The 21580-nt window shown below is 68.8% G+C and carries 20 protein-coding genes; 15 read left to right on the top strand and 5 right to left on the bottom strand.

Annotated features, from left to right (window positions below):
- Window positions 1-47: 47 nt before the first annotated feature.
- From ACMX37_RS01790 to ACMX37_RS01755, 8 genes are all read left to right on the top strand, one after another.
- Complete coding sequence (locus ACMX37_RS01790) at window positions 48-1319, top strand: aspartate kinase (protein ID WP_483147257.1); 1272 nt, start codon at window positions 48-50, stop codon at window positions 1317-1319.
- Between the two features lie 103 nt (window positions 1320-1422).
- On the top strand, window positions 1423-2112 hold the full coding sequence (locus ACMX37_RS01785) for a helix-turn-helix domain-containing protein (protein ID WP_483147256.1): 690 nt from the start codon (window positions 1423-1425) through the stop codon (window positions 2110-2112).
- A 265-nt stretch (window positions 2113-2377) separates the two neighbouring features.
- A complete protein-coding gene (locus tag ACMX37_RS01780) occupies window positions 2378-3298 on the top strand; it encodes a GGDEF domain-containing protein (RefSeq protein ID WP_483147255.1) in 921 nt (306 codons plus the stop codon).
- A gap of 35 nt (window positions 3299-3333) precedes the next feature.
- The gene (purT, locus tag ACMX37_RS01775) at window positions 3334-4518 is read left to right on the top strand and encodes a formate-dependent phosphoribosylglycinamide formyltransferase (RefSeq protein WP_483147254.1); all 1185 of its coding nucleotides are present in this window, start codon (window positions 3334-3336) and stop codon (window positions 4516-4518) included.
- Between the two features lie 10 nt (window positions 4519-4528).
- Window positions 4529-5542, top strand: coding sequence for an NAD(P)H-dependent flavin oxidoreductase (locus tag ACMX37_RS01770; protein WP_483147253.1), 1014 nt, complete (start codon window positions 4529-4531; stop codon window positions 5540-5542).
- 1 nt (window position 5543) lies between these two features.
- Window positions 5544-6410, top strand: a complete 867-nt coding sequence (gene purU, locus ACMX37_RS01765) for a formyltetrahydrofolate deformylase (RefSeq protein WP_483147252.1) — start codon at window positions 5544-5546, stop codon at window positions 6408-6410.
- A gap of 67 nt (window positions 6411-6477) precedes the next feature.
- On the top strand, window positions 6478-6903 hold the full coding sequence (locus ACMX37_RS01760; RefSeq protein ID WP_483147251.1) for a hypothetical protein: 426 nt from the start codon (window positions 6478-6480) through the stop codon (window positions 6901-6903).
- Between the two features lie 76 nt (window positions 6904-6979).
- Window positions 6980-7381, top strand: coding sequence for a VOC family protein (locus ACMX37_RS01755; RefSeq protein WP_483147250.1), 402 nt, complete (start codon window positions 6980-6982; stop codon window positions 7379-7381).
- Here the strand turns inward: ACMX37_RS01755 and ACMX37_RS01750 are convergent.
- Window positions 7378-9552, bottom strand: a complete 2175-nt coding sequence (locus ACMX37_RS01750) for a PQQ-dependent dehydrogenase, methanol/ethanol family (protein ID WP_483147249.1) — start codon at window positions 9550-9552, stop codon at window positions 7378-7380. The genes ACMX37_RS01755 and ACMX37_RS01750 overlap by 4 nt on opposite strands.
- Before the next feature lie 146 nt (window positions 9553-9698).
- Between ACMX37_RS01750 and ACMX37_RS01745 the strand changes: the two genes are divergently transcribed.
- The 6 genes from ACMX37_RS01745 (at window position 9699) to ACMX37_RS01720 (ending at window position 17372) form a co-directional block, all read left to right on the top strand.
- Window positions 9699-10577, top strand: a complete 879-nt coding sequence (locus ACMX37_RS01745) for a dienelactone hydrolase family protein (RefSeq protein ID WP_483147248.1) — start codon at window positions 9699-9701, stop codon at window positions 10575-10577.
- Between the two features lie 160 nt (window positions 10578-10737).
- A complete protein-coding gene (locus ACMX37_RS01740; RefSeq protein WP_483147247.1) occupies window positions 10738-12891 on the top strand; it encodes a TonB-dependent siderophore receptor in 2154 nt (717 codons plus the stop codon).
- 20 nt (window positions 12892-12911) lie between these two features.
- Window positions 12912-13631, top strand: a complete 720-nt coding sequence (locus ACMX37_RS01735) for an ABC transporter ATP-binding protein (protein WP_483147246.1) — start codon at window positions 12912-12914, stop codon at window positions 13629-13631.
- Entirely contained in the window at window positions 13628-15064 is a 1437-nt protein-coding gene (locus ACMX37_RS01730) for an ABC transporter permease (protein ID WP_483147245.1), read from the top strand. Before ACMX37_RS01735 ends, ACMX37_RS01730 begins: the two co-directional genes overlap by 4 nt.
- A complete protein-coding gene (locus ACMX37_RS01725) occupies window positions 15061-16308 on the top strand; it encodes a DUF3526 domain-containing protein (protein WP_483147244.1) in 1248 nt (415 codons plus the stop codon). The genes ACMX37_RS01730 and ACMX37_RS01725 overlap by 4 nt, the downstream gene beginning before the upstream one ends.
- Entirely contained in the window at window positions 16305-17372 is a 1068-nt protein-coding gene (locus tag ACMX37_RS01720) for a M14 family metallopeptidase (RefSeq protein WP_483147243.1), read from the top strand. The genes ACMX37_RS01725 and ACMX37_RS01720 overlap by 4 nt, the downstream gene beginning before the upstream one ends.
- Before the next feature lie 91 nt (window positions 17373-17463).
- On the opposite strand, the gene arsB is transcribed toward ACMX37_RS01720, so the two are convergent.
- The 4 genes from arsB to ACMX37_RS01700 are packed head-to-tail and all read right to left on the bottom strand — an operon-like array spanning window position 17464 to window position 19839.
- On the bottom strand, window positions 17464-18519 hold the full coding sequence (arsB, locus tag ACMX37_RS01715; protein ID WP_483147242.1) for an ACR3 family arsenite efflux transporter: 1056 nt from the start codon (window positions 18517-18519) through the stop codon (window positions 17464-17466).
- On the bottom strand, window positions 18519-19010 hold the full coding sequence (locus ACMX37_RS01710) for an arsenate reductase ArsC (RefSeq protein WP_483148438.1): 492 nt from the start codon (window positions 19008-19010) through the stop codon (window positions 18519-18521). Before ACMX37_RS01710 ends, arsB begins: the two co-directional genes overlap by 1 nt.
- Before the next feature lie 20 nt (window positions 19011-19030).
- Entirely contained in the window at window positions 19031-19501 is a 471-nt protein-coding gene (locus tag ACMX37_RS01705) for an ArsI/CadI family heavy metal resistance metalloenzyme (protein WP_483147241.1), read from the bottom strand.
- Window positions 19501-19839, bottom strand: a complete 339-nt coding sequence (locus ACMX37_RS01700) for an ArsR/SmtB family transcription factor (protein ID WP_483147240.1) — start codon at window positions 19837-19839, stop codon at window positions 19501-19503. Before ACMX37_RS01700 ends, ACMX37_RS01705 begins: the two co-directional genes overlap by 1 nt.
- 221 nt (window positions 19840-20060) lie before the next feature.
- Between ACMX37_RS01700 and ACMX37_RS01695 the strand changes: the two genes are divergently transcribed.
- On the top strand, window positions 20061-21560 hold the full coding sequence (locus ACMX37_RS01695) for a porin (protein ID WP_483147239.1): 1500 nt from the start codon (window positions 20061-20063) through the stop codon (window positions 21558-21560).
- Window positions 21561-21580: the final 20 nt, after the last annotated feature.

The following is a 21580-nucleotide window of genomic DNA, read 5'->3' as shown; positions in this document are numbered from 1 at the left end:
CCCTCCTAACAGCGCGCGCGGACACTCACCAGCGGGAGCAGGACCCCTTGGCACGGATCGTGATGAAATTCGGCGGCACCTCGATGGCCGGGACGGAGCGCATCCGCCGCGTCGCCAACATCGTGCGCGCGCAGGCCGCGCGCGGCGATCAGGTGGCGGTGGTGGTCAGCGCGATGGCGGGCGAGACCGATAGGCTCGTGAACTTCTGCCGCGAGGCCAACCCGCTCTACGACCCCGCCGAATATGACGTTGTGGTGGCGAGCGGCGAGCAGGTGACCAGCGGGCTGCTGGCGCTGACGCTACAGGCGCTCGGCTGCAAGTCGCGCAGCTGGCTCGGCTGGCAATTGCCGATCCACACCATCGAGGCACACGCCAAGGCGCGGGTCGAATCGATCGATGCAGACGCGCTGATCGCCTCGATGGAAGCGGGCGAGATCGCAGTGATCCCGGGCTTTCAGGGCCTGTCGGAGGACAATCGCGTCACCACGCTCGGGCGCGGCGGGTCGGACACCTCGGCGGTCGCCGTGGCAGCCGCGATCAAGGCCGACCGCTGCGACATCTACACCGACGTCGACGGCGTCTACACCACCGACCCGCGCATCGTCGCCAAGGCGAAGAAGCAGAAGGCGGTGACCTACGAGGAAATGCTCGAACTCGCCAGCGTCGGGGCCAAGGTGCTCCAGACCCGCTCGGTCGGCCTTGCCATGAAGGAAAAGGTGCGGGTGCAGGTGCTTTCGAGCTTCATCGGCGAGGGCGCGCCGCCCGCCGACGATCTGCCGGGGACGATGATCGTCTCGGACGAGGAAATGGACGAATTGGTGGAGAAGGGCCTGATGGAACGCCAGCTTGTGACCGGGATCGCGCATGACAAGAACGAGGCCAAGGTGATCCTCACCCGCGTGCCCGACCGTCCGGGCGCGGTGGCCAACATCTTCGAACCGCTCGCCGCGGCCTCGATCAATGTCGACATGATCATCCAGAACGTCGGCCGCGACAAGGGCGAGACCGACGTGACCTTCACCGTGCCGCAATCGGACCTCGCCCGCGCGCAGGCCCTGCTGGAAGACCGCCGCGACGCGATCGGCTTCAATCGCATCATCACCGACAGCAAGATCGCCAAGATCAGCGTCGTGGGCGTCGGCATGAAGAGCCACGCGGGCGTCGCCTCCAGCATGTTCCGGGCGCTGTCCGACCGCGGCATCAACATCCAGGCGATCTCGACCAGCGAGATCAAGATCAGCGTGATGATCGACGAGGACGAGACCGAACTCGCGGTGCGCGTGCTGCACACGGCTTACGGGCTGGACGCGGTTAGCTGATCGGTAGGCCATTCTATCCCAATTAACCAATTCAGGTGACTTCGTCTTAACCCTTGGGGCCGGAGGGTGCGCGCGCCCAGTCACGGGCGCGGAGTCGCACAGCATGGCCATCAAGGCGCACCTCGATCACCAGTCCCGCACGGACCAAGGCGGGCGCAGCACCCCGCGGCGGGCGCTGCGGCTCGAGACCAGCGGCTTCGTCGTGGGCGCGGGCGAGGCCAACGTCACGATCCACAACATCTCCTCGGCGGGCCTGCTGCTCGAGAGCGGGCTGGACCTTGCCGTGGGCGAACAGCTCGCGCTCGACCTGCCCGAAGCGGGCGCGGTGGTCGCGACCGTGGTGTGGCGGTCCGACCGGCTCTACGGCTGCGCCTTCGCCGAAGCGATCGGCCCGGCGGCGCTCGCCGCCGCGCAGTTGCAGGGCTTCGCGCCGGGCGTGCCGACCCGCCCGCTGAGCCCCGCGCCGGGCGTGTCCGCGCAGGCCTTCGCCAGCGGCGATGCGCTCGGCACGCGGCTCAACCGGCTGCGGCGCGAGGCGGGGCTGACGCTCGCCGATGTCGCCGCCGCGCTCGGGGTCAGCAAGCCCACGGTCTGGGCCTGGGAGAAGGGCAAGGCCCGCCCCCTGCCCGAACGGCTCGAGGCGATCGCCGCGGCGTTGGGGGTCGATCCCGGCCAGCTGTCGCTCGGGCCCGCCCCGCGCGAGATCGACGCCGTGGTCGAGGAATGCCGCCACCGAATCGCCGAGACCTGCGGCACCACGCCGGCGGCTGTCAGAATCATGATAGAACTATGATCCGGTGCGGTTCCCGCGCCTAGAAGCCCCTACCTACTGTGACCAATACGTATTGGAAGGACTGACCCGTTGTAAAAATATGGTAAACCGAACCCGGAGGTGATTCGTTTTTTAGTCAAGTAGATTTACCGAACTAACAAAAGAATGTTCTGCATCCGGGAAAACGGGGGAAGTTTTCATCTGGTCGCGTTTCGTTAGTTACCAAGTAATTCTGACTAGGAGCGAGTTGGCGAATCTTTCGTTGGACCGCTGGGGCACTGTCGGTATGAAGATCGGGCTGAGTGACGTCGAGGGGCATGTACTGCACGGACTGCTGGAGGAGACATCCGGCGATATCGTGATAAGGCTGGACCGGCAGGGGTTCATCATCCACGCATCAGCGAACATCGCCGAACTGGGGCTCGATTGCTCCGCGGCGCTGCTGCTTCCCCACATCACCGACCTCGCGGAGCGCGACCATGCGCCCTTCCTTGGCGAGCATGTTTCCGCCGCCCTGGCCGGGCGCGGGCAGACGGGGTGGGTCGAGTTCCCCGTGATCGCCTGCCCCGAGCGCGACACCTGCCGCGAGACGCAATGCCAGCGCTGGTATGCGCTCAGCCTCAAGCCGATGCTGGACGAGGCGGGCGTGCCCGACGGGGCGCTGTGCCTGATGCGCTCGGTCCAGCAGCTGCGCAGCCTCGAGGGCGAGCTCCACGCCCGCGCCATCACCGATCCGCTCACCGGCCTCGCCAACCGCCAGGCCTTCTGCGCCAGCCTGCGGCGCCATCTCGCGCACGGCGGGGGGCAGATGATCGCGGTCTTCGCGGTCGACGGCATGCGCGCGCTGCTGCTGCGCTATGGCCAGCGCACCGCCGACGAGGTGGTGTGGGGCTTTGCCAAGTTCCTCGAGACGATGGCCCTGCCGGGGCATGAGCTTGCACAGCTCGATGGAGAGCGGTTCGCGGTGCTGCTTCCGGAAATGACCTCGCGCGGGGCGCGCGAATGGGCCGAGGACGTGGTGACGACCTTCGCCGGCCTTGCCGCCCCCGCCTCGGCCAGGGCCCCGCACCTGACCGCGAGTGCGGGGCTGGCGCGGGTGGAATGCACGGTTGACTGGACGCTGCGCGAGGCGGAACTCGGCCTCGTCCTCGCCCGCGCCGGCGGCGGGGGGCAGGTGGCGGCAGCCGGGCATCGCAGAGCCGCATAACTGGACTCGCGCAGGCGGTTCGCTAAACCGCGCCCATGAGCCACATTGCCACCATCCTGCTGCTCGGTTCGGGCGAACTGGGCCGCGAATTCGCCATCTCCGCAAAGCGCCTCGGGGCGCGGGTGATCGCCTGCGATTCCTATGACGATGCCCCCGCCATGCAGGTCGCAGACGCGCGCGAGGTGTTCTCCATGCTCGACGGCGCGGCGCTGCGGGCGGCGGCGGAGAAGCACAGGCCCGACCTGATCGTCCCCGAGATCGAGGCGATCCGCACCGAGATGCTCGCGGAGCTGGAGCAGGAGGGCTTCACCATCGTCCCCTCGGCCCGCGCCGCACAGCTCACCATGAACCGCGACGCGATCCGCGATCTGGCGGCGGGCGAGCTGGGCCTCGTCACCTCGCAATACGGCTATGCCGAAAGCTACGCCGAGGCGCAGGCCATCGCCGCGCGCATCGGCTATCCGCTGGTGATGAAGCCGGTCATGTCCTCCTCGGGCAAGGGCCAGAGCAAGGTCGACGGGCCGGAGGCGCTGGAAGCCGCGTGGGACTATGCCGTCGCCAACATGCGCGGGGACCGGGCGCGGGTGATCTGCGAGCAGTTCATCGCCTTCGACTACGAGATCACCCTGCTGACGGTGCGCCATGCGGGCGGCATCTCCTTCTGCCCGCCGATCGGGCACCGGCAGGAGCGCGGCGACTACCGCGAGAGCTGGCAACCCGCCGCCATGAGCCCCGCCGCCCTCGCCGCCGCGCAGGACATGGCCGCCAAGGTCGTCACCGCCCTTCAGGGCGGGGGGCGCGGCTGGGGGCTCTACGGGGTGGAGTTCTTCGTAAGGGGCGAGGAGGTGATCTTCTCCGAACTCTCCCCCCGCCCGCACGACACCGGCATGGTGACGCTCGCCTCGCAGGATCTCACCGAATTCGACCTCCACGCCCGCGCGATCCTCGGCCTGCCGGTGCCGGACAGCATCGCCGCGCACCCCGCCGCCTCGGCCGTGATCCTCGCCGACCGCGAGTGCGAGAGCTTCACCTTCGGGGGCCTCGCCGATGCGCTCGCGCTGGGCGACACCGACGTGCGGATCTTCGGCAAGCCCGTCACCCGCCCTTACCGCCGCATGGGCGTGGCGCTGGCCCGCGCGGCCGACGCCCCCGCAGCGGTCGAGCTTGCCAGGCAGGCGGCGGGCGCGGTGCGGATTGTCTATTCCCCTTCCAGCGACTAGGGCGCCCCCCATGGAAACCTACCCAAAGACCGCCGCGCTGATGCAGCGCGGCACCGACTTCCTCGGCTGCGAGACCGCGATCCTGTGCGGCGCGATGAGCTGGGTCAGCGAGCGCAACCTCGTCGCCGCGATCAGCAATGCGGGCGGTTTCGGCGTGATCGCCTGCGGGGCGATGACTCCCGAACTGCTCGACACCGAGATCGCCGCGACCAAGGCGCTGACGAGCAAGCCGTTCGGCGTCAACCTCATCACCATGCACCCGGCGCTGTTCGATCTGATCGCGGTGTGCCGCAAACACGGCGTCACCCACGTGGTGCTGGCGGGCGGCATCCCGCCCAAGGGCAGCGTCGAGGCGATCAAGGCCGACGAGAGCGGCATCAAGGTGATCTGCTTTGCCCCGACCCTCGCCCTCGCCAAGAAGCTGCTGCGCTCGGGCGCGGATGCGCTGGTTATCGAGGGGATGGAAGCGGGCGGCCATATCGGCCCCGTCTCGACCTCCGTGCTGGCGCAGGAGATCCTGCCCGAACTCGCGAGCAATCACCTGATCTTCGTCGCCGGCGGCATCGGCCGGGGCGAGGCGATCGCGAGCTATCTCGAGATGGGCGCGGCGGGCGTCCAGCTCGGCACCCGCTTCGCCTGCGCGACCGAGAGCATCGCCCACCCCGACTTCAAGAAAGCCTTCTTCCGCGCCTCGGCCCGCGAGGCGGTGGCCAGCGTGCAGGTCGACCCCCGCCTGCCGGTGATCCCCGTGCGCGCGCTCAAGAACAAGGGCACCGAGGAATTCACCGCCAAGCAGCGCGAAGTCGCGGCCCTGCTCGACGAAGGCGGGATCGACATGGCCGAAGCCCAGCTCCAGATCGAGCACTTCTGGGCAGGTGCCCTGCGCCGCGCGGTGATCGAGGGCGATGTCGAGAACGGCAGTGTCATGGCGGGCCAGTCGGTCGGCATGGTCACCAGGGAGGAACCCGCCGCCGACATCATCGCCGAGCTGATGGCGCAGGCCGAGGCGGCGCTGGCGCGGTAAGATGGCCGAGCCCCTCGTCCTTACCCTCGCCTGCGCTGACCGGCCCGGCATCACCGCGCGGGTCACCGGCTTCCTGTTCGAGCGGGGCGCCAACATCCTCGACGCCCAGCAGTTCAACGACCGCGCGGAAGCCGGCGGGACCGACCGCTTCTTCATGCGCGTCGTGTTCGATCCCGACGGTTCGACCGCCGAACGCCTGCGCGCCGATTTCGCCGCGCTGGCGGACACGTTCGGGATGGAATGGAAGATGGCGCGCGAGGATCGCCCGCGCCGCACCATCATCATGGTCAGCAAGTTCGACCATTGCCTCGTCGACCTGATCTACCGCTGGCGCACCGGGGAACTGGCGATCGAGCCGGTGGCGATCGTCTCCAACCATCCGCGCGAGGCCGCGATCCGTGTGGATATCGGGGACATCCCCTTCCACCACATCCCCGTCACCCCCGAGACCAAGCCCGCCGCCGAGGCAAGCCTGCGCGCTCTGGCGGAGGAGACCGACGCCGAACTGGTGGTGCTGGCGCGCTACATGCAGGTCTTCTCGGACGACCTCTCGGCCCATTTCGGGGGCCGCGCGATCAACATCCACCATTCCTTCCTCCCCGGCTTCAAGGGCGCACGGCCCTATCACCAGGCCCATGCGCGCGGGGTGAAGATCATCGGGGCGACCGCCCATTTCGTCACCGCCGATCTCGACGAGGGTCCGATCATCCACCAGGATGTCGAGCGCATCACCCACGCCGACAGCCCGCAGGACCTCGTGCGCAAGGGCCGCGACATCGAACGCCGCGTCCTCGCCGAGGCGGTGCGGCTGTTCGTCGAGGAGCGCGTGCTGATGAATGGCGGGCGCACGGTGGTGTTCCGTGGCTAGGCCGAAAGAACCCGATTTCACCCTATCTTAAATGGTTAATGGCAGTCACGGGGCAAGGAGATCGTACATGCCCGCACTGTCCTGGGAAATTCTGCGCCTGATCGCACTGGTGGTCGTGTTCTTGCCGGTGCTGGTCGTCAACCTGCGCAGCGGAACGCTGCCGAACTGGGGCTCGCTCGCGGTTCTGGTCGCGGGGATCGCGATCGCCCTGTTCCGGCCCGATCCGTTCGATCTTCCCTGGCTGTTCTGGAGCGGCGGGCTGGTGGTCTGGCTCGCCCTGTTCGCCGCGCTGCGGGTTCCGGCGGGACTGGCCAAGATCGGGATCGCCTTCCTACCGTGGTTCGAGGGACCGGGCGAATATCTCCTCTTCTTCATCGTTGCGATGCTGATCGTGGGCGTCGCGGGGGTGACGATGCGCTCCAAGACGGTGCCTTTCGCGCCCGCGCTGATGATCTCGGCCCTCGGCCTGTTCGCGGTGACCGCCGCCGTGTGAGGCGCGCCTGCCGGGCCATGCGCCCGGTGGATTTCGACAGTTGCGGGTGCGTCGACGCAAAGGCATCCTTGCCCGCATGATCGTCCAGCGCCTCGACCATGTGAACATCATCACCGACCGGCTCGCCGAGACCGCGCGCTTCTATGCCGAGGTGCTCGACCTCGAAGAGCGCGACGGCCCTCCGCCGCTGACGCCCGAGAACGCGCGGTGGATGTATGACGCGGGCGGGCAGGCGATCCTGCACCTCAACGCGGTGGATTGCCCCCGCGCCTACGAGCGCGCCGTGACACCGGGTGCCGAGACCGGCGCGATCCATCATGTCGCGCTGCGCTGCGGGGATTTCGAGGCGGTGAAGGCGCGGCTCGATGCGCGCGGGGCGGACTACAAGGTCAACGACATTCCGTCGATCGGCCTCAGGCAGATCTTCACCGCCGATCCCAACAACGTGCTGCTCGAGCTGAACTTCTTCAGCGCCTAGCGGCGGGCGATTTTCTTCCCCGCCTCCAGCGCCTTATCCTCGTTGGCGCGGCTGATGACATAGGCGCGGATCGCCTCGATCTCGTCTTTCGACAAAGAGCCCTTGAAACTCGCCATGCCGTTGTCCTTGAGCGCGCCGCCCTCGACCACCGCGTTCCACGCCTGCGCGCTTTCGAGCGATCCGGCGCGGCGCAGGTCGGGAAGCACGGTCGAGCCGACCGCGCCCGGGGCGTGGCAGACCGCGCAGTAGCGGCCATACTTGGCCTGCCCGACAGCGATGACCTCCGGCGCGGCGGTGCTCGGCGGCGGGTCCAGTGGCAGGTCGGCAAGCGCGGGTTCGGGCGGCAGCTTGGCGGTGCCGCCGAGCTTGAAGACGAGCAGGCGCGAGATGTTCCGCACCGGCGCCTTGCGCGCGATGATGTCGCCATCGACCGACAGGGCATAGGCCCCGCCCCAGCCGGCCAGCACGGCGACATACTGCTCGCCATTGACGGTGTAGGTGACGGGCGGCGCCACCACGCCGGTCTGGGCGGCAAAGCTCCACAGCTTCTTGCCGTTGGCTGCATCATAGGCGTTGAACTCGCTCCCCGTGGTGCCCTGAAAGACGAGGCCGCCGCCGGTCGCGAGCAGGCCGCCGTTCCACGGCCCGGGGTGCTCGACAGTCCAGCGCGCCTTCTGCGCCACAGGGTCCCACGCCACCAGCATCCCGCGAAGGCTTCCCGCAACCTGCTTGCGGAAGCCCCCGTCGGGGGGCAGATCGCCCGCGCCGAGGTTGAACCCGACGTTGAAGCCGCGTGCGCGGTCGGGCTTCCAGTTGGCCTCGGGAGCATACATCATCCCCGCCTCGAAGGCCGGAATGTAGACGAGCTTCTCGCCCGGGTGGAAGGCCATCGGGTGCCAGTTGTGTCCCCCGAGCGCGCCCGGCGTGACGAGCGCGGGCTTGCCGGTCTTGTCGACGCGGGTTTCGGGGTTCTCGATCGGTCGGCCCGTCCTGGGGTCGATGCCGGTCGCCCAGTTGACCGTGACATAGGGCTTGGCGCTGATGAACTGCCCCGTCTCGCGGTCGATCACGTAGAAGAAGCCGTTCTTGGGCGCCTGCATCAGCACCTTCCGGGGCTTCCCGTCGATCTCCATGTCGGCGAGCATGATGTGCTGGGTGGCGGTGAAGTCCCAGGTCTCCCCGGGCGTGGTCTGGTAGTGCCAGACATATTCGCCGGTGTCGGGCCGGATCGCGACGATGCTGGAGAGGTAGAGGTTGTCCCCCTCCCCCGTCCCGTCCTTGCCGGGGCTGCGATAGGCGCGGTTCCACGGGCTACCGTTGCCGACCCCGATATAGAGCAGGTCGAGATCGGGATCGTAGGCCATCGAATCCCACACCGTCCCCCCGCCGCCGATCGCGTCGTTCGCGCCGAGCACGTCCATGTTCCATGTGGCCGCCGCCTTCTTCAGGTGCGCGGGCGCATCATTGCCCTGCCCGCCTTCGGGGACGGTGTAGAACTTCCAGAGCCGCTCGCCGTCCGCAGCATCATAGGCGGCGACGAAACCGCGCACCCCGAACTCCGCGCCCCCGTTGCCGATGATCACCTTGCCGTCGATCACCCGCGGCGCGCCGGTGATGGTGTAGCTCTTGGACTGGTCGACGGTGACCGTCTCCCACGCCACCTTGCCGCTCTCGCGGTCGAGCGCGATCAGGCGGCCATCGAGCGTGCCGAAGAACAGCTTGTCGCCCCAGGCCGCAAGCCCGCGGTTGACGACATCGCAGCAAGCCTTGACCGCGGTCTCGCCGGGAACCTGCGGGTCATACTCCCACAGCTTCTCGCCGGTGGTCGCATCGAAGGCCTTCACCTTGCTCCAGGCGGTGGTGAGGTAGAGCCTGCCGTCGATGACGAGCGGCGTCGCCTCCTGCCCGCGGCCGGTGTCCATGTCGGCATACCAGGCCAGACCCAGCTGGCCGACATTCTCGCGGTTGATTCCATCGAGCGGGGAATAGCGCTGTTCGGAATAGGTGCGGCCGTGGCTGATCCAGTTGGCGGCATCGCCGTCGGCCGACACCAGCATCGCGGCGGTGATCCCCTCGCCGCTCTCGCCCTCTCCGAAAATCTGGCTGCAATTGGCCAGCGTGCCCGCCGACAGCAACAGCGCAGCCCCCAGCGCCCACCGCTTGAATTCCATCGATCCCGCTCTCCCCTTAGGCCTTGCACCGGCCTCTTTTGTCGCATGTTGCCGCGCACAGAACGGCTTGTCCATTCCCGCTTGTGGATCGCGCCCGCCCGCGCCAGAACCGGCGACGTGGCGAGGGGCACGAGAGGAGACATTCGATGTGCGATGAAAGCAAGCTGGCCGAATGGGCGCGGGCGACCGTCAGCCGCCGCCAGTTCGGCGCCCTCACCGGCGCGGCGGCGCTGGCCGCCTGCGCGAGTGGGGAGAGCGAGAGCCTGGCCCAACCCCTCCCCGGCCTCAAGGAGCGCGGCGTCAATTTCGAGACCGCCGATGGCCGGATGGACGGTTTTCTCGTCCAGCCCGAAAGCGGCACCCATCCCGCGGTGATCCTGTGGCCGGACATCGCCGGCATCCGCGAGGCCAAGCGCAACATCGCCCGCAAACTCGCGGCCGCCGGTTACGCGGTGCTCGTGGTGAACCCCTATTACCGCGACGTCACCGGCGAACAGTTCGCCGATTTCGCCGCCTTCATCGCACAAGGCGGCTTCCAGAAGGTCGGCCCCTGGCGCGGCAAGCTCAATGCAGAGACGATCATGCGCGATGCCAAGGCGATCACCGACTGGCTCGACCGGCAGGAGGGGGTCGATCAGGCGCGCGGGATCGGGACGCAGGGCTATTGCATGGGCGGGCCGTTCACCGTCTGGAGCGCGGCCGCGGTGCCTTCGCGCATCAAGGCGGCGGCGAGTTTCCACGGCGGCGGGCTGGTGCGCCCCGATGCGCCGATGAGCCCGCACAAGGTTCTCCCGCAGGTCGATGCCGCGCTGCTGATCGCCGTGGCACAGGACGATGACGCCAAGGCGCCCGCCGACAAGACCACCTTTGCCGAGGCCGCCAGAGCCGCCGATGTCGATGCGATCGTCACCGTCTATCCCGGCAATCACGGCTGGATGGTGTCCGACAGCCCCGCCTACGATGCCACCGCCGCCGCCCGCGGCGAGGCGGACCTCAAGGCGCTCTACGCGAGGGCACTGGCCTAGCTCCCGCCCCGGTCCTCTCGCCCGTTTGACCGGGACGGGCGGAGGGTCGGACACCGGTGACAGGGCAGATTGACTCGGGTCGGCGAAGCGCATAGGTCATGTGATAAAGTTTCATGGCGCCCGCCATGCGACGTTCCCATCCCTTTCGTCCGGACCAGCGATGACCAAGAGCCGTGCCCTGCTGGCGCTCACCCTTTCGGGTGCCGCGCTTCCCTTCATCCATGCCCCGCTCGCTGCGGAAGACAGCGCCGATACCGCCAGCGAAAGCGAAACGCAGGGCAACATCCTGATCACCGCCACCCGCCCGGCCTATCGCGGCGAGTTCGAACCGCTCGAGGTGCCGCAGGCCGAGCAGGTGATCGGCCCGCAGCAGCTGCGCGACATCAACGCGCTCGACCTCAATTCCGCGCTCGACCTTGCGGCCTCGGTCGCGCGGCAGAACAATTTCGGCGGGCTGTGGAACAGCTTCGCGGTGCGCGGCTTCGTGGGCGACGAGAACCTGCCGAGCAACTACCTCGTCAACGGCTTCAATGCCGGGCGCGGCTTCGCTGGCCCGCGCGACCTTTCCGGAATCGAGGCGGTCGAGATCCTTAAGGGCCCGCGCGCCGCGCTGTTCGGGCGCGGCGAGCCGGGGGGAACGGTCAACCTCGTCACCAAGCGCCCCCGCTTCGAGAGCGCGGGCGAGCTCCGCCTGCTCGCCGGCTCCTTCGACACTTACCGCGCCGATGCCGACCTCCAGACCACGCTGGGCGATGCCGTCGGCGTGCGCTTCGTCGGCTTCTACGAGGACGCAGGCTCTTTCCGCGACACGGTCGAGAGCGAGCGTTACGGCTTCATGCCCTCGGTCGCGGTGAAGCTAGGGGAGGCGACCCGGATCGTCTACGAGCTGGAATATGCCCGTCAGGAAATCCCCTTCGACCGCGGCGTGGTGGCGGTCAACGGCCAGCTGGGCGTGATCCCGCGCAGCCGCTTTCTCGGCGAGCCGGGAGAGGGGCCGAACGTCGCCGAGGTGCTCGGCCACCAGATCGAGCTGCAGCACGATTTCAACGACAACTGGAGCGCACTCGTCGGGGTGAACTACCGCGACACCTCGCTGCTCGGGACCTCGACCGAGGCCGAGCTGACCGCCAGCCGCCAGCGCCTGCTGCGCGACGGGCGCACCCTCACCCGCCAGCGCCGCCTGCGCGATTACGACGCGACCTATTTTGTCGCCCGCGCCGAACTGGCAGGGAACTTCACCACCGGCGACGTCACCCACCGCGTGCTGATCGGCGCGGATACCGACCGCTTCGAGAACGATCAGGTGTTCCTGCGCGCGCGCGGTCCGACGCTGGCGAGCAACCCGACCGAGCAGCAGCTTCAGGCGATCGACATCTTCAACCCCGTCTATGGCCGCTTCCCGCTCGCAACCCTGGCTCCGCTCACCAGCCAGGTCGAGGTGCAGAAGGCGACGGGCGTCTATGCCCAGTATCAGGTCGGTATCTCCGAGACCTTCGAACTGCGCGTCGGCGGGCGCTATGACGATTACGACCAGCGCCTCACCAACCGTGCCAACGGGCGGGTGCGCGAAGCGGGCGAGAACCGCTTCAGCCCGCAGGTCGGCGCGGTGTGGCGGGCGACCCCCGAAATCTCGCTCTACGCCACCTATGGCGAGAACTTCCGCCCGCTCTCGGGTGCGGATTTCGCGGGCAATCCCTTCGATCCCAACCTGTCGGAGAGCCTCGAGGGCGGGATCAAGTATGCCGCCGCCAGCGGCCGGCTGACCGCCACGGCGAGCGTCTTCTCGATCCAGCAGGGCAACATCCTCGTCGCAGACCCGGTCAATGCCGGCTTCACCGTCGCCGGGGGCGAGGCGCAGAGCCGCGGCTTCGAATTCGACCTCGAGGGCGAGCTCGCTCCCGGCCTCGATCTGTGGGTGTCCTATGCCTATGTCGACGCCGAGATCGAGAACGACGTCGCCGACCCCGATTTCGGCAAGCTGATCCGCGCCGGAGACCGGCTGCTCAACATCCCCGAACACACACTCAACATCCAGCTCGCCTATTCGACGGAAGTGGCCGGCCGCGACGTGCGCTTCGGCGGCGGGGTGCTGCACGTCAGCGAGCGGCTGGGCGAGGTCGGCACCACCTTCGAACTGCCCGACTACACTCTCGCCCGCCTGTTCGCGGAAGCCGAGCTGACCGAAGGCGTGCGGCTGCGGGTGGATGTCGACAACCTGTTCGACACCACCTGGTACAGCAATTCCTTCTCGCAGCTCTGGGTGCAGCCCGGCACGCCGCGCAACGCCCGCGTCACCGCCAGCTTCGCCTTCTGACCCTGCCCGGAGAACCGCCGATGCCGCCTGCTCTCGAAGCGCGTTCGCTGTCGCTGGTCCGCGACGGAACGATCGTTCTGAACGACGTCTCCTTCGCGGTCGCGCCGGGCGAGGTCTATGCCCTGCTCGGCGGCAACGGCGCGGGCAAGTCGACGACACTGCTGACCTTCCTCGGCTTCCTTTCCCCCTCGGGCGGCGAGGTGCTGGTCGCGGGTCGCCCGGTGGTGCAGGATGTCGAGGCGGCGCGCGGCGCCATCGCCTACCTGCCCGAGGCCGCCGCGCTCTACGGGCACCTCGATGCCTACGAGAACCTCGGCTATTTCCTCGATCTGGCCGGGCGCCGGGTGGACCGCGCCGCGATGGACGCCGCGCTCGACCAGGTCGCGCTCCCGGCCGAGGCGCGCGGGCGGCGGCTGCAGTCCTATTCCAAGGGGATGCGGCAGAAGACCGCGATCGCGCTCGCCCTGCTGCGCGACACCCCGATCCTGCTGCTCGACGAGCCGACCTCGGGCCTCGATCCCGTGGCGATCGACGAATTCCACGCGATGGTGAAGGCGCTGGCGGCAGCGGGGCGCACGGTGCTGATGGTGACGCACGATGTCTATGGCGCGTGTCAGGTCGCCGACCGCGTAGGCCTGCTGCGCGGCGGGCGGCTGGTGGGAAGCTTCGAAGCCGAGCCGGGCGGACGGATCGACACCGAGACCGTCCACGCCGCCTTTGCCGCGCGCGAGGCGGCATGAGCGCGCCGCTTCGCATCGCCCGCGAGGAATGGCGGCTGTGGGCGCGCTCGCGCGTGGTGCTGCTCGCAACCGTGATCGTCGCCGTGCTCCTCGCCGCGACCAGCGTGCTGACCGCGCTGCGCCTCGCCGAGGAGGCCGAGCGCCGCACCGCGCGACAGGCGAGCGCCGAGGAGACCTTCTTCTCCCAGCCCGACCGCCATCCGCACCGGATGGTCCATTACGGGCACTACGCCTTCCGCACGCCCCCGCCGCTCGCCGCCTTCGATCCGGGGGTGGACGCGGTCACCGGGCAGTCGATCTTCCTCGAAGGCCACCGCCAGAACACCGCGATGTTCGCCGATACCCGCGCTGCCGCCGACCTCGGCGGCTTTGCGGCGTTGACGCCCGCCAATCTCTACCAGCTGCTGATCCCGCTGCTGCTGATCATCATCGGTCACGGCGTGGTGCTGCGCGAGCGCGAGAGCGGAACGCTCTCGGTCCTGCTGGCGCAGGGACAGACCGGCCTCGCCGTCGCGGGCGGCAAGGCGCTCGCGCTGGCGGGGGTGGCGGGGCTGTTCCTGCTGCCGGTCGCGGTGCTGGCGGGCCTGTCGCTCGCGGGCGGCGAATCGCCGCTGTCGGCGGGGCTGCTGGTCGGCGGCTACGCGCTCTACCTCGCCGTGTGGGCGGCGCTGGTGCTGGCGGTCTCGCTGTGGGTGCGCCAGCGCAGCGTCGCGCTCGGGGTGCTGGTGCTGGTGTGGCTGATGGTCGCGCTGATCGTCCCGCGCATCGGCATCAACGCCGCCAGCGCCGCGATCGACGCCCCCGGCAAGATCGAGAGCGATCTCGTGATGCTGGCCGAGGAACGCAAGCTGGGCGACGGGCACAATGCCGCCGACCCGGCCTTCGAGGCGCTCAAGAAGCAGGTGCTCGAACAATACGAGGCCGAAAGCGTCGAGGAACTGCCGATCAACTGGCGCGGGGTGGTGGCCGGCCATTCCGAGGCCAAGCTCACCGCCCTGATGAACGCCTATGCCGAACGCCGGATGGAGCGCGAGGCGGCGCAGGCGCGGATCGTGACATGGTTCGGCCTCGCCTCGCCGACCCTCGCGGTGGGCGCGGCTTCGCGCACGCTGGCGGGAACCGACCTTGCGACCCACCACCGCTTCCTGCGCGAGAGCGAGGCGCTGCGCTTCGATTTCGTGCAGGGTCTGAACGATCTCCATGCGACCGCGCTGTCCTATGCCGACGATGCCGCGCGCAGTTCCGACCCCGAGGCGGAGAAGCGCACCCGGGTCAATGCGGCATCGTGGCGGCTGCTCGATTCCTTCCGGTTCGTGCCCGACCCGGCCGAGGCGCGCGCCGCCCGGGCCGCCCTGCCGCTGCTGCTGCTGCTCGGCTGGCTGGCGGTGCTGGGCGGCGCGATCGTGGCCGGCGCACGGAGGCTCGCGCCATGAGCGGCCTGCTGCGCGAGGCGCGCTTCCTGCTGCGCGACCGCGGGGCGCTGCTGTGGCTGGCGCTCTCGCTGCTGCTCTCGGCCGCGGCGACCGGATTCGGCATCGCCGAGGTGCGCGAACAGCGCGCCACCATCGCCGCGCTGCTCGAGGAGGATGCGCGCGACCGGGCCGACGCCATTTCCAAGCAGGAGGACTGGGGCGGCGCGGCCTATGCCGCCTTCCACCTTGCCTACGCCCCGCCCTCGAACTTCGCCTTCGCCGCGCTCGGCCAGCGCGACACCGCGCCGTGGCTCCACCGCGTGCGGATGCTCGCGCTCGAGGGGCAGATCCACGAGGCCGACACGAAGAACGCCGATTTCGGCCTGATCGGGAGGTTCGATTTCGCCTTTCTCGCGGCGACCATCGCGCCGCTGCTGCTGATCCTGCTGCTCCACGACCTGCGCGCCGGCGAACGCGTGGCGGGGCGGCACGATCTGCTGGTGGCGACCGCAGGAGCCCCGCAGCGCCTGTGGCGCCCGCGTGCCGCGGTGCGCTTCGGCGGGCTGGCGCTCGCGCTGCTGCTGCCCTTCTGGATCGGCGCCGGGATCGAGGGGGCGGGCCTTTCGACGACTCTCGCCGCCAGCGGGCTGGTGATCGGCGGGCTTGCGGTCTGGGGGCTGATCGTGATCGCCATCGGCCGCTTCACGGTTCCCCCGCCGGTGCTGCTCGCCGCTCTGGTCGGCCTGTGGCTGGCGCTCGCCCTCCTCGTCCCTGCGCTTTCGCGCGCGGCGATCGAGACCGCGGTGCCCGTGCCCGACGGAGCGGAGATCCTGATGCTCCAGCGCGAGGCGGTGAACGATGCCTGGGACAAGCCCAAGGCCGCCACGATGGAACCCTTCCTCGCCCGCCATCCCGAATGGCGGCCGCTGGGAGAAGTCGCCAAGCCCTTCGAGTGGAAGTGGTATTACGCCTTCCAGCAGGTCGGCGACCAGCAGGCGGAGCCGATCGCGACGGCCTATCGCAAGGGTCGTCTCGCCCGCGACGCGGCGGCGGGGTGGGCGGCGCTGCTCTCGCCTGCGGCCCTTGTCGAGCGCGGGTTCGAGCGGCTCGCGGGGACGGACACGCGCGCGATGATCGCCTATGAAGACCACGTGCGCGCCTTCCATGCCGATCTGCGCGCCTTCCACTATCCGCTGTTCTTCCGCGATCCGGCCTATGATCCGGTGGTGTTCGAGGGGTTGCCGCGCTACCGGCCCCTGCCATGAGCCTTGCCCGCCTGATCTGCGCCGCCCTGCTGCTGCTCTTCGCCCCGGCGCTCGCCGCAGCGGCCGGCCCGGCCCCTTTCGCTATCGCCGGAGAGGTCGTCGCCCCGGGCACCCGCGCCGATTTCCGCATTCCCGTTCCCGAAGGCAGCGACGGGTCGACCTTCATCCCCGTGAGCGTCATCCACGGCGCCCGCGAAGGCCGGGTGCTGGCGGTGGTGGCGGGCGTCCACGGCTTCGAATTCGCCTCGATCCTCGCCGCCGAGCGGCTCGCCGAGCGGGTCGATCCCGCGCGCCTCGCCGGCACGCTGGTGCTGGTGCGCGTCGCCAACATCCCAGGCTTCGAGGGCCGCTCGCCGAACGTCAATCCGGTTGATCGCAAGAACCTCAACCGCGTCTTCCCCGGCAAGGCGGACGGCACCCAGACCGAACGCATTGCCGATCTGATCGCGCGCGAGGTGGTCGCCCGCAGCGACTTCCTGATGGACGTGCACAGCGGCGACGGGGCCGAGTTCCTCGATCCTTTCATCGGCGTCTATGGAGGCCCGCTCGCGACCGATTTCCCGCTGGCGCTGAAGGTGGCGGAGGGCTTCGCTTTCCCCAACATCGTGCGCTACGCGATGCAGACGCAGGCGCAGATCGACACCGGGCGCTCGCTCAACCGCCAGGGCGTGGCGATGGGCAAGCCGACGATCCTGGTCGAGATCGGCCAGAACGGCAGCCGCGAGGAGGCTCATGTCGCCGCGATCGTCGCCGGGGTCGAGAATGCGCTGGCAGTCCTCGGGATGAGCGAGGCGCCGGTGCGCGCTGCGCCTGCGCCCGCCCGGCTGTTCGAGGGCACCACCGCTCTCGCGGCCGGCCACGCCGGCGTCTATCACCCAGTCGACGCCCGCCCTCGCGCACTCAAGAAGGGCGAGTTGGTCGGCGTCATACGCGACTACACCGGCAAGGAGATCGAACGGCTGCTTTCCCCCGTGGACGGCCATGCGCTCTACGGCATCACAGGCCCGCCGGTCGAACCAGGCGACGGCGTGGTGACGATCGCGCTGCCCACCGAAGGCTTCTGAGCGCGCCGCATACGCGGCGATGCCGGCAACGGCCGCCCCGGAGTTAGTGACCATGTCTGCCGGTGTTGCGACCGGCGGGCGGACCTTTCCGTCAGGCGGGGCTGTCGGGAAAGCGGGCCCGGGTGCGGTTGGCGAAGGCGACCAGCGAGAGCATCACCGGCACCTCGACCAGCACGCCGACCACCGTCGCCAGCGCCGCGCCGCTCGACAGGCCGAACAGCCCGATGGCCACCGCCACCGCCAGCTCGAAGAAGTTCGAGGTGCCGATCAGCGCGCAGGGTGCGGCAATGGCATGAGGCACCCGCCACGCATAGGCCCAGGCATAGGCAGCGGCGAAGATGCCGTAGGACTGGATTATGATCGGCACCGCGATCAGCGCGATCAGCAGGGGATTGGCGATGATTGTCCCGGCCTGGAAGGCGAACAGCAGCACGACCGTCGCCAGCAGGCCGATGATCGACCACGGCTTCAATCGCGCGGTGAAGCCATCGATCGCCGCCGCATCGCCGCCGTGGCCTGCGATCACGCGGGCGCGGGTCCATGTCCCTGCCGCCAGCGGGATCACCACGTAAAGCACCACCGACAAGAGCAGCGTCTCCCATGGCACCACGATATCGGTGACGCCCAGCAGCAGCGCCACGATCGGGGCGAAGGCGACGATCATCACGAGGTCGTTCACGGAGACCTGCACCAGCGTGTAGGCCGGATCGCCGCGGGTCATCTGCGACCATACGAAAACCATCGCGGTGCAGGGGGCCGCGCCCAGCAGGATGAGCCCGGCGATATACTCCTGTGCGTCGGCGCGGGGCAGCAGGCCGGCATAGAGATAGTCGAAGAACAGCACCGCCAGCGCCGCCATGGTGAAGGGCTTGACCAGCCAGTTGATCGCCAGCGTGATGACCAGACCCTTCGGCTTCCTGCCGATGTCCCTGATGCTCCCGAAATCGACCCCGACCATCATCGGGAAGATCATCGCCCAGATCAGCACCGCGACGACGAGGTTGACCGAGGCATATTCCAGCCCCGCCAGCACGCCGACCGCATCGGGCGCCACAAGTCCCAAGCCGAGCCCGGCAAGGATCGCGAGCAGCACCCACAGCGAAAGATACCGCTCGAACAGGCCGAGCGGCGAGGTCGCCTCGTTCATCACGCGGCCCCCTCCATCGCACCGATCCGGGCAAGGGCGGCCTGCAGGGCGGACCTGTCCATCGCCGCCCGGTCGAGCGCGAGGAACTCCCGCACCCGCATTTCCAGCAGCCGCCAGGTCTCCTCGAAAGCGGCGTCGACCTCGGCCTCGCTGCCGGTCACCTCGGCAGGATCGGGGAGGCCCCAATGGGCCTTGAGCGGGCTGCCCATGAACACCGGGCAAGCCTCGCCCGCAGCATTGCCGCACACGGTGATCGCCAGATCGATCGGCGGAGCGTCGGGGCCGGTGAACTCGTTCCAGCTTTTGGACCGGAACGGCGCGATGTCGATCCCCCGCCGCTCGAGCAGCCGCAGCGCACCCGGGTGCGGCACGCACTTGGGCTTGCTCCCCGCGCTGAAGGCCCGGACCTGCCCTTGCCCGAGGTAGCCGAACAGCGCCTCGCCAAGGATCGAGCGGGCGGAATTGCCCGTGCACAGCACCAGAATGTTCATGGTCGCCCCCGCGGCCGGGTTCAGCAGCAGGACGGCGCCGCGGCCGCGCTCTGCGGCACGCAGCACGCGCCCGCCGCCGCGTCGGCATTGGCGAGCTGTTCGAGATCGGGGCTGCCGCCATAGGTGGTGCTGCCGCCGGTGGTGAGGAAGGCCTCCCACACCACCCCGTCGGGGTCGGCAATCCAGCTCTTTTCGGACCTGGCATAGCAGCAGGTGGTCGCGCCCTCCTCCAGCACGGGGCGGTCGGCGGCCTTCAGGCGGGCATAGACCTCGGCCAGCTCGCCCTCGTCCTCGACCTGCAGTCCGACGTGCTCGATGCCCTTGGCCGCCCCCTCGCGCATCGAGATCGCGAAATTGATGCGCGGGTCCTCGAGCATCCACTTCGCATAATCCGCCTTCACCACGCTCGGCGCGGCGCCGAAGAGGTGGGTGTAGAAGGCAATCGAGGCATCGAGGTCGGTCACGCCGACATGAAGGTGAAAGCGTTTCATCAGGCGTTCTCCCGGTTGGTTGCAGGTTCGCAAGCGACGGCATCCGCACAAGGCGCTCCGCCGCAGCAGTTTTCGGTGAGGTAGCCCATCAGCGCATTCATCGCGCCGTAGTCGGCCGAATAGAGAATCGACCGGCTCTCGCGCCGCTGGGTGACGAGGCCCGCGTTGGCGAGCTGGGCAAGGTGGAAGCTCATCGAGGAGGGCGGCACGCCAAGCTTTTCGGCAAGTACGCCGGCCGGAATTCCCTCGGCCCCGGCCTGCACGAGCAGGCGGAAGGCGGCGAGCCGGTGCTCCTGCGCGAGCGCGCCCAACGCGCGGATGACGGCTTCTGCCTGCAAGGGGCGCTCCTATAGTTCGATAATCTTGCAATTATCAAATTATCGGTGCGATGTCAAATCCTGCGGCTTGGCAGCACAATCCGTCCGAAGCCGCGGCGGGGCGCTTTGACGAAGCCGCGGAACGAATGGTCGCATTTGTCACATAATTGACGCTAATTGGACATAGTCGCCTGCCGCAGCCGGTTCATGTCGGACCCGGCGAGTGCGAGGGCAGCCTTATCATGATCCGAATGTCCGGTGGAGGCGCCATCTTCGCGTCTGCCGCCGCCCTGCTGGCGGTAACGAGCGCTCCGGCCCTTGCCGCCGCAAGCGCCGGTCCTGTGCCGAGCGAAGCCGATCAGGCGCGCACGATCGCCGACCTCCAGCGCCAGATCGACGAGCTGAAGGCGATGGTCGAGGCGCTTCAGGCAGACCGGTCCCATGCCGCCCCGGCCCAGCCCTCGGCCGCGCCTGCCGACTCGCCGCCCCCAGTGGCGATCGCAAGCCCGACCCCGGCCCCGGCTCCTGCGACGATCGCGCCCCCTGCAGACGCAGGCCAGATCCGCCTCGCCGCTGCGCCTGCTCCGGCCAAACCCAAGGCGTGGTACGAAAAGCTGCGCCTGCGAGGCTACACCCAGCTGCGCTTCAACCAGATCATCTCCGGCGAAGCGAACGCGCCCGCCGGCGTCTCGCGCCTGCGCTCGATCCACGACAGCGCGATCAACGCCGACAGCAACTTCAGCTTCCGCCGGCTGCGCATGATCATCCAGGGCGACCTCAACGATCACGTCTCGCTCTACTTCCAGCCTGATTTCGCCGCTTCGGTCTCGAACCAGTCGGTCGGCGAGCGGCGCGAAGGGGCGGTGTCGCTGCGTGACATGTATGCCGATGTCTTCCCTTTCGAGGACAAGTCCTTCCGCATCCGGCTCGGCCAGTCGAAGGTGCCCTATGGCTGGGAGAACATGCAGTCCTCGTCCAACCGCCTCGCGCTTGACCGCACCGACGGCATCAACAGCGCCGCGGCAGGCGAGCGCGACCTCGGTATCGTCGCCTATTACACCCCGCCGAAGGTGCAGGCGATCTGGGACCGGCTCGCCAAGGACGGGCACAAGCTTTTCGGAAACTACGGCGCCTTCGGCTTCGGTGCCTTCAACGGGCAGGGCCTCAACCGCACCGAAGCCGACGACAACGTGATGCTCGTGGGCCTTGCCACCTGGCCCTTCGAACTCGACGGGCTTGGGCTGGAAGGGCAGGTGTTCGAGATCGGCGGGTCGGTGATGAGGAACCGCATCCGGCCGGAAATCCGCACCGGCGGGCTGAGCGCCGCCGGATTCAAGGACAACCGCGCGCTGATCCACGCGATCCTCTACCCCAACCCGATCGGCGTGCAGGGGGAATGGAACTGGGGCACCGGTCCCGAATTCGTCCCTGCCACGGGCCGGATCGAGGAACGTCCGCTGACAGGCGGCTATGTCCAGCTGATGGGCAAGATCGACAACTCGCCGATCGGCCCCTTCTATCCCTTCGCGCGCTGGCAGTATTACCGCGGCGGCTTCAAGGCGGCGGTCAACGCGCCGCGGCTGGAGACCGAAGAGCTGGAAGTGGGCTTCGAATTCCAGCTCGACCCCGCCTTGGAGATCACCACCACCTATGGCTGGGCCTCGCGCAAGGAGGCGGACGAGCGCCGCCTAGGGCAGGCCGAAGGGCAGATCCTGCGCGTCCAGGCGCAGTGGAACTATTGACCCGGCACCGGCGATGGCCG

The organism is Porphyrobacter sp. THAI-01a, from assembly GCF_056868655.1.
Note: the sequence above shows the minus strand (reverse complement) of the source record. Positions and strands in the feature narration are given on the sequence as shown.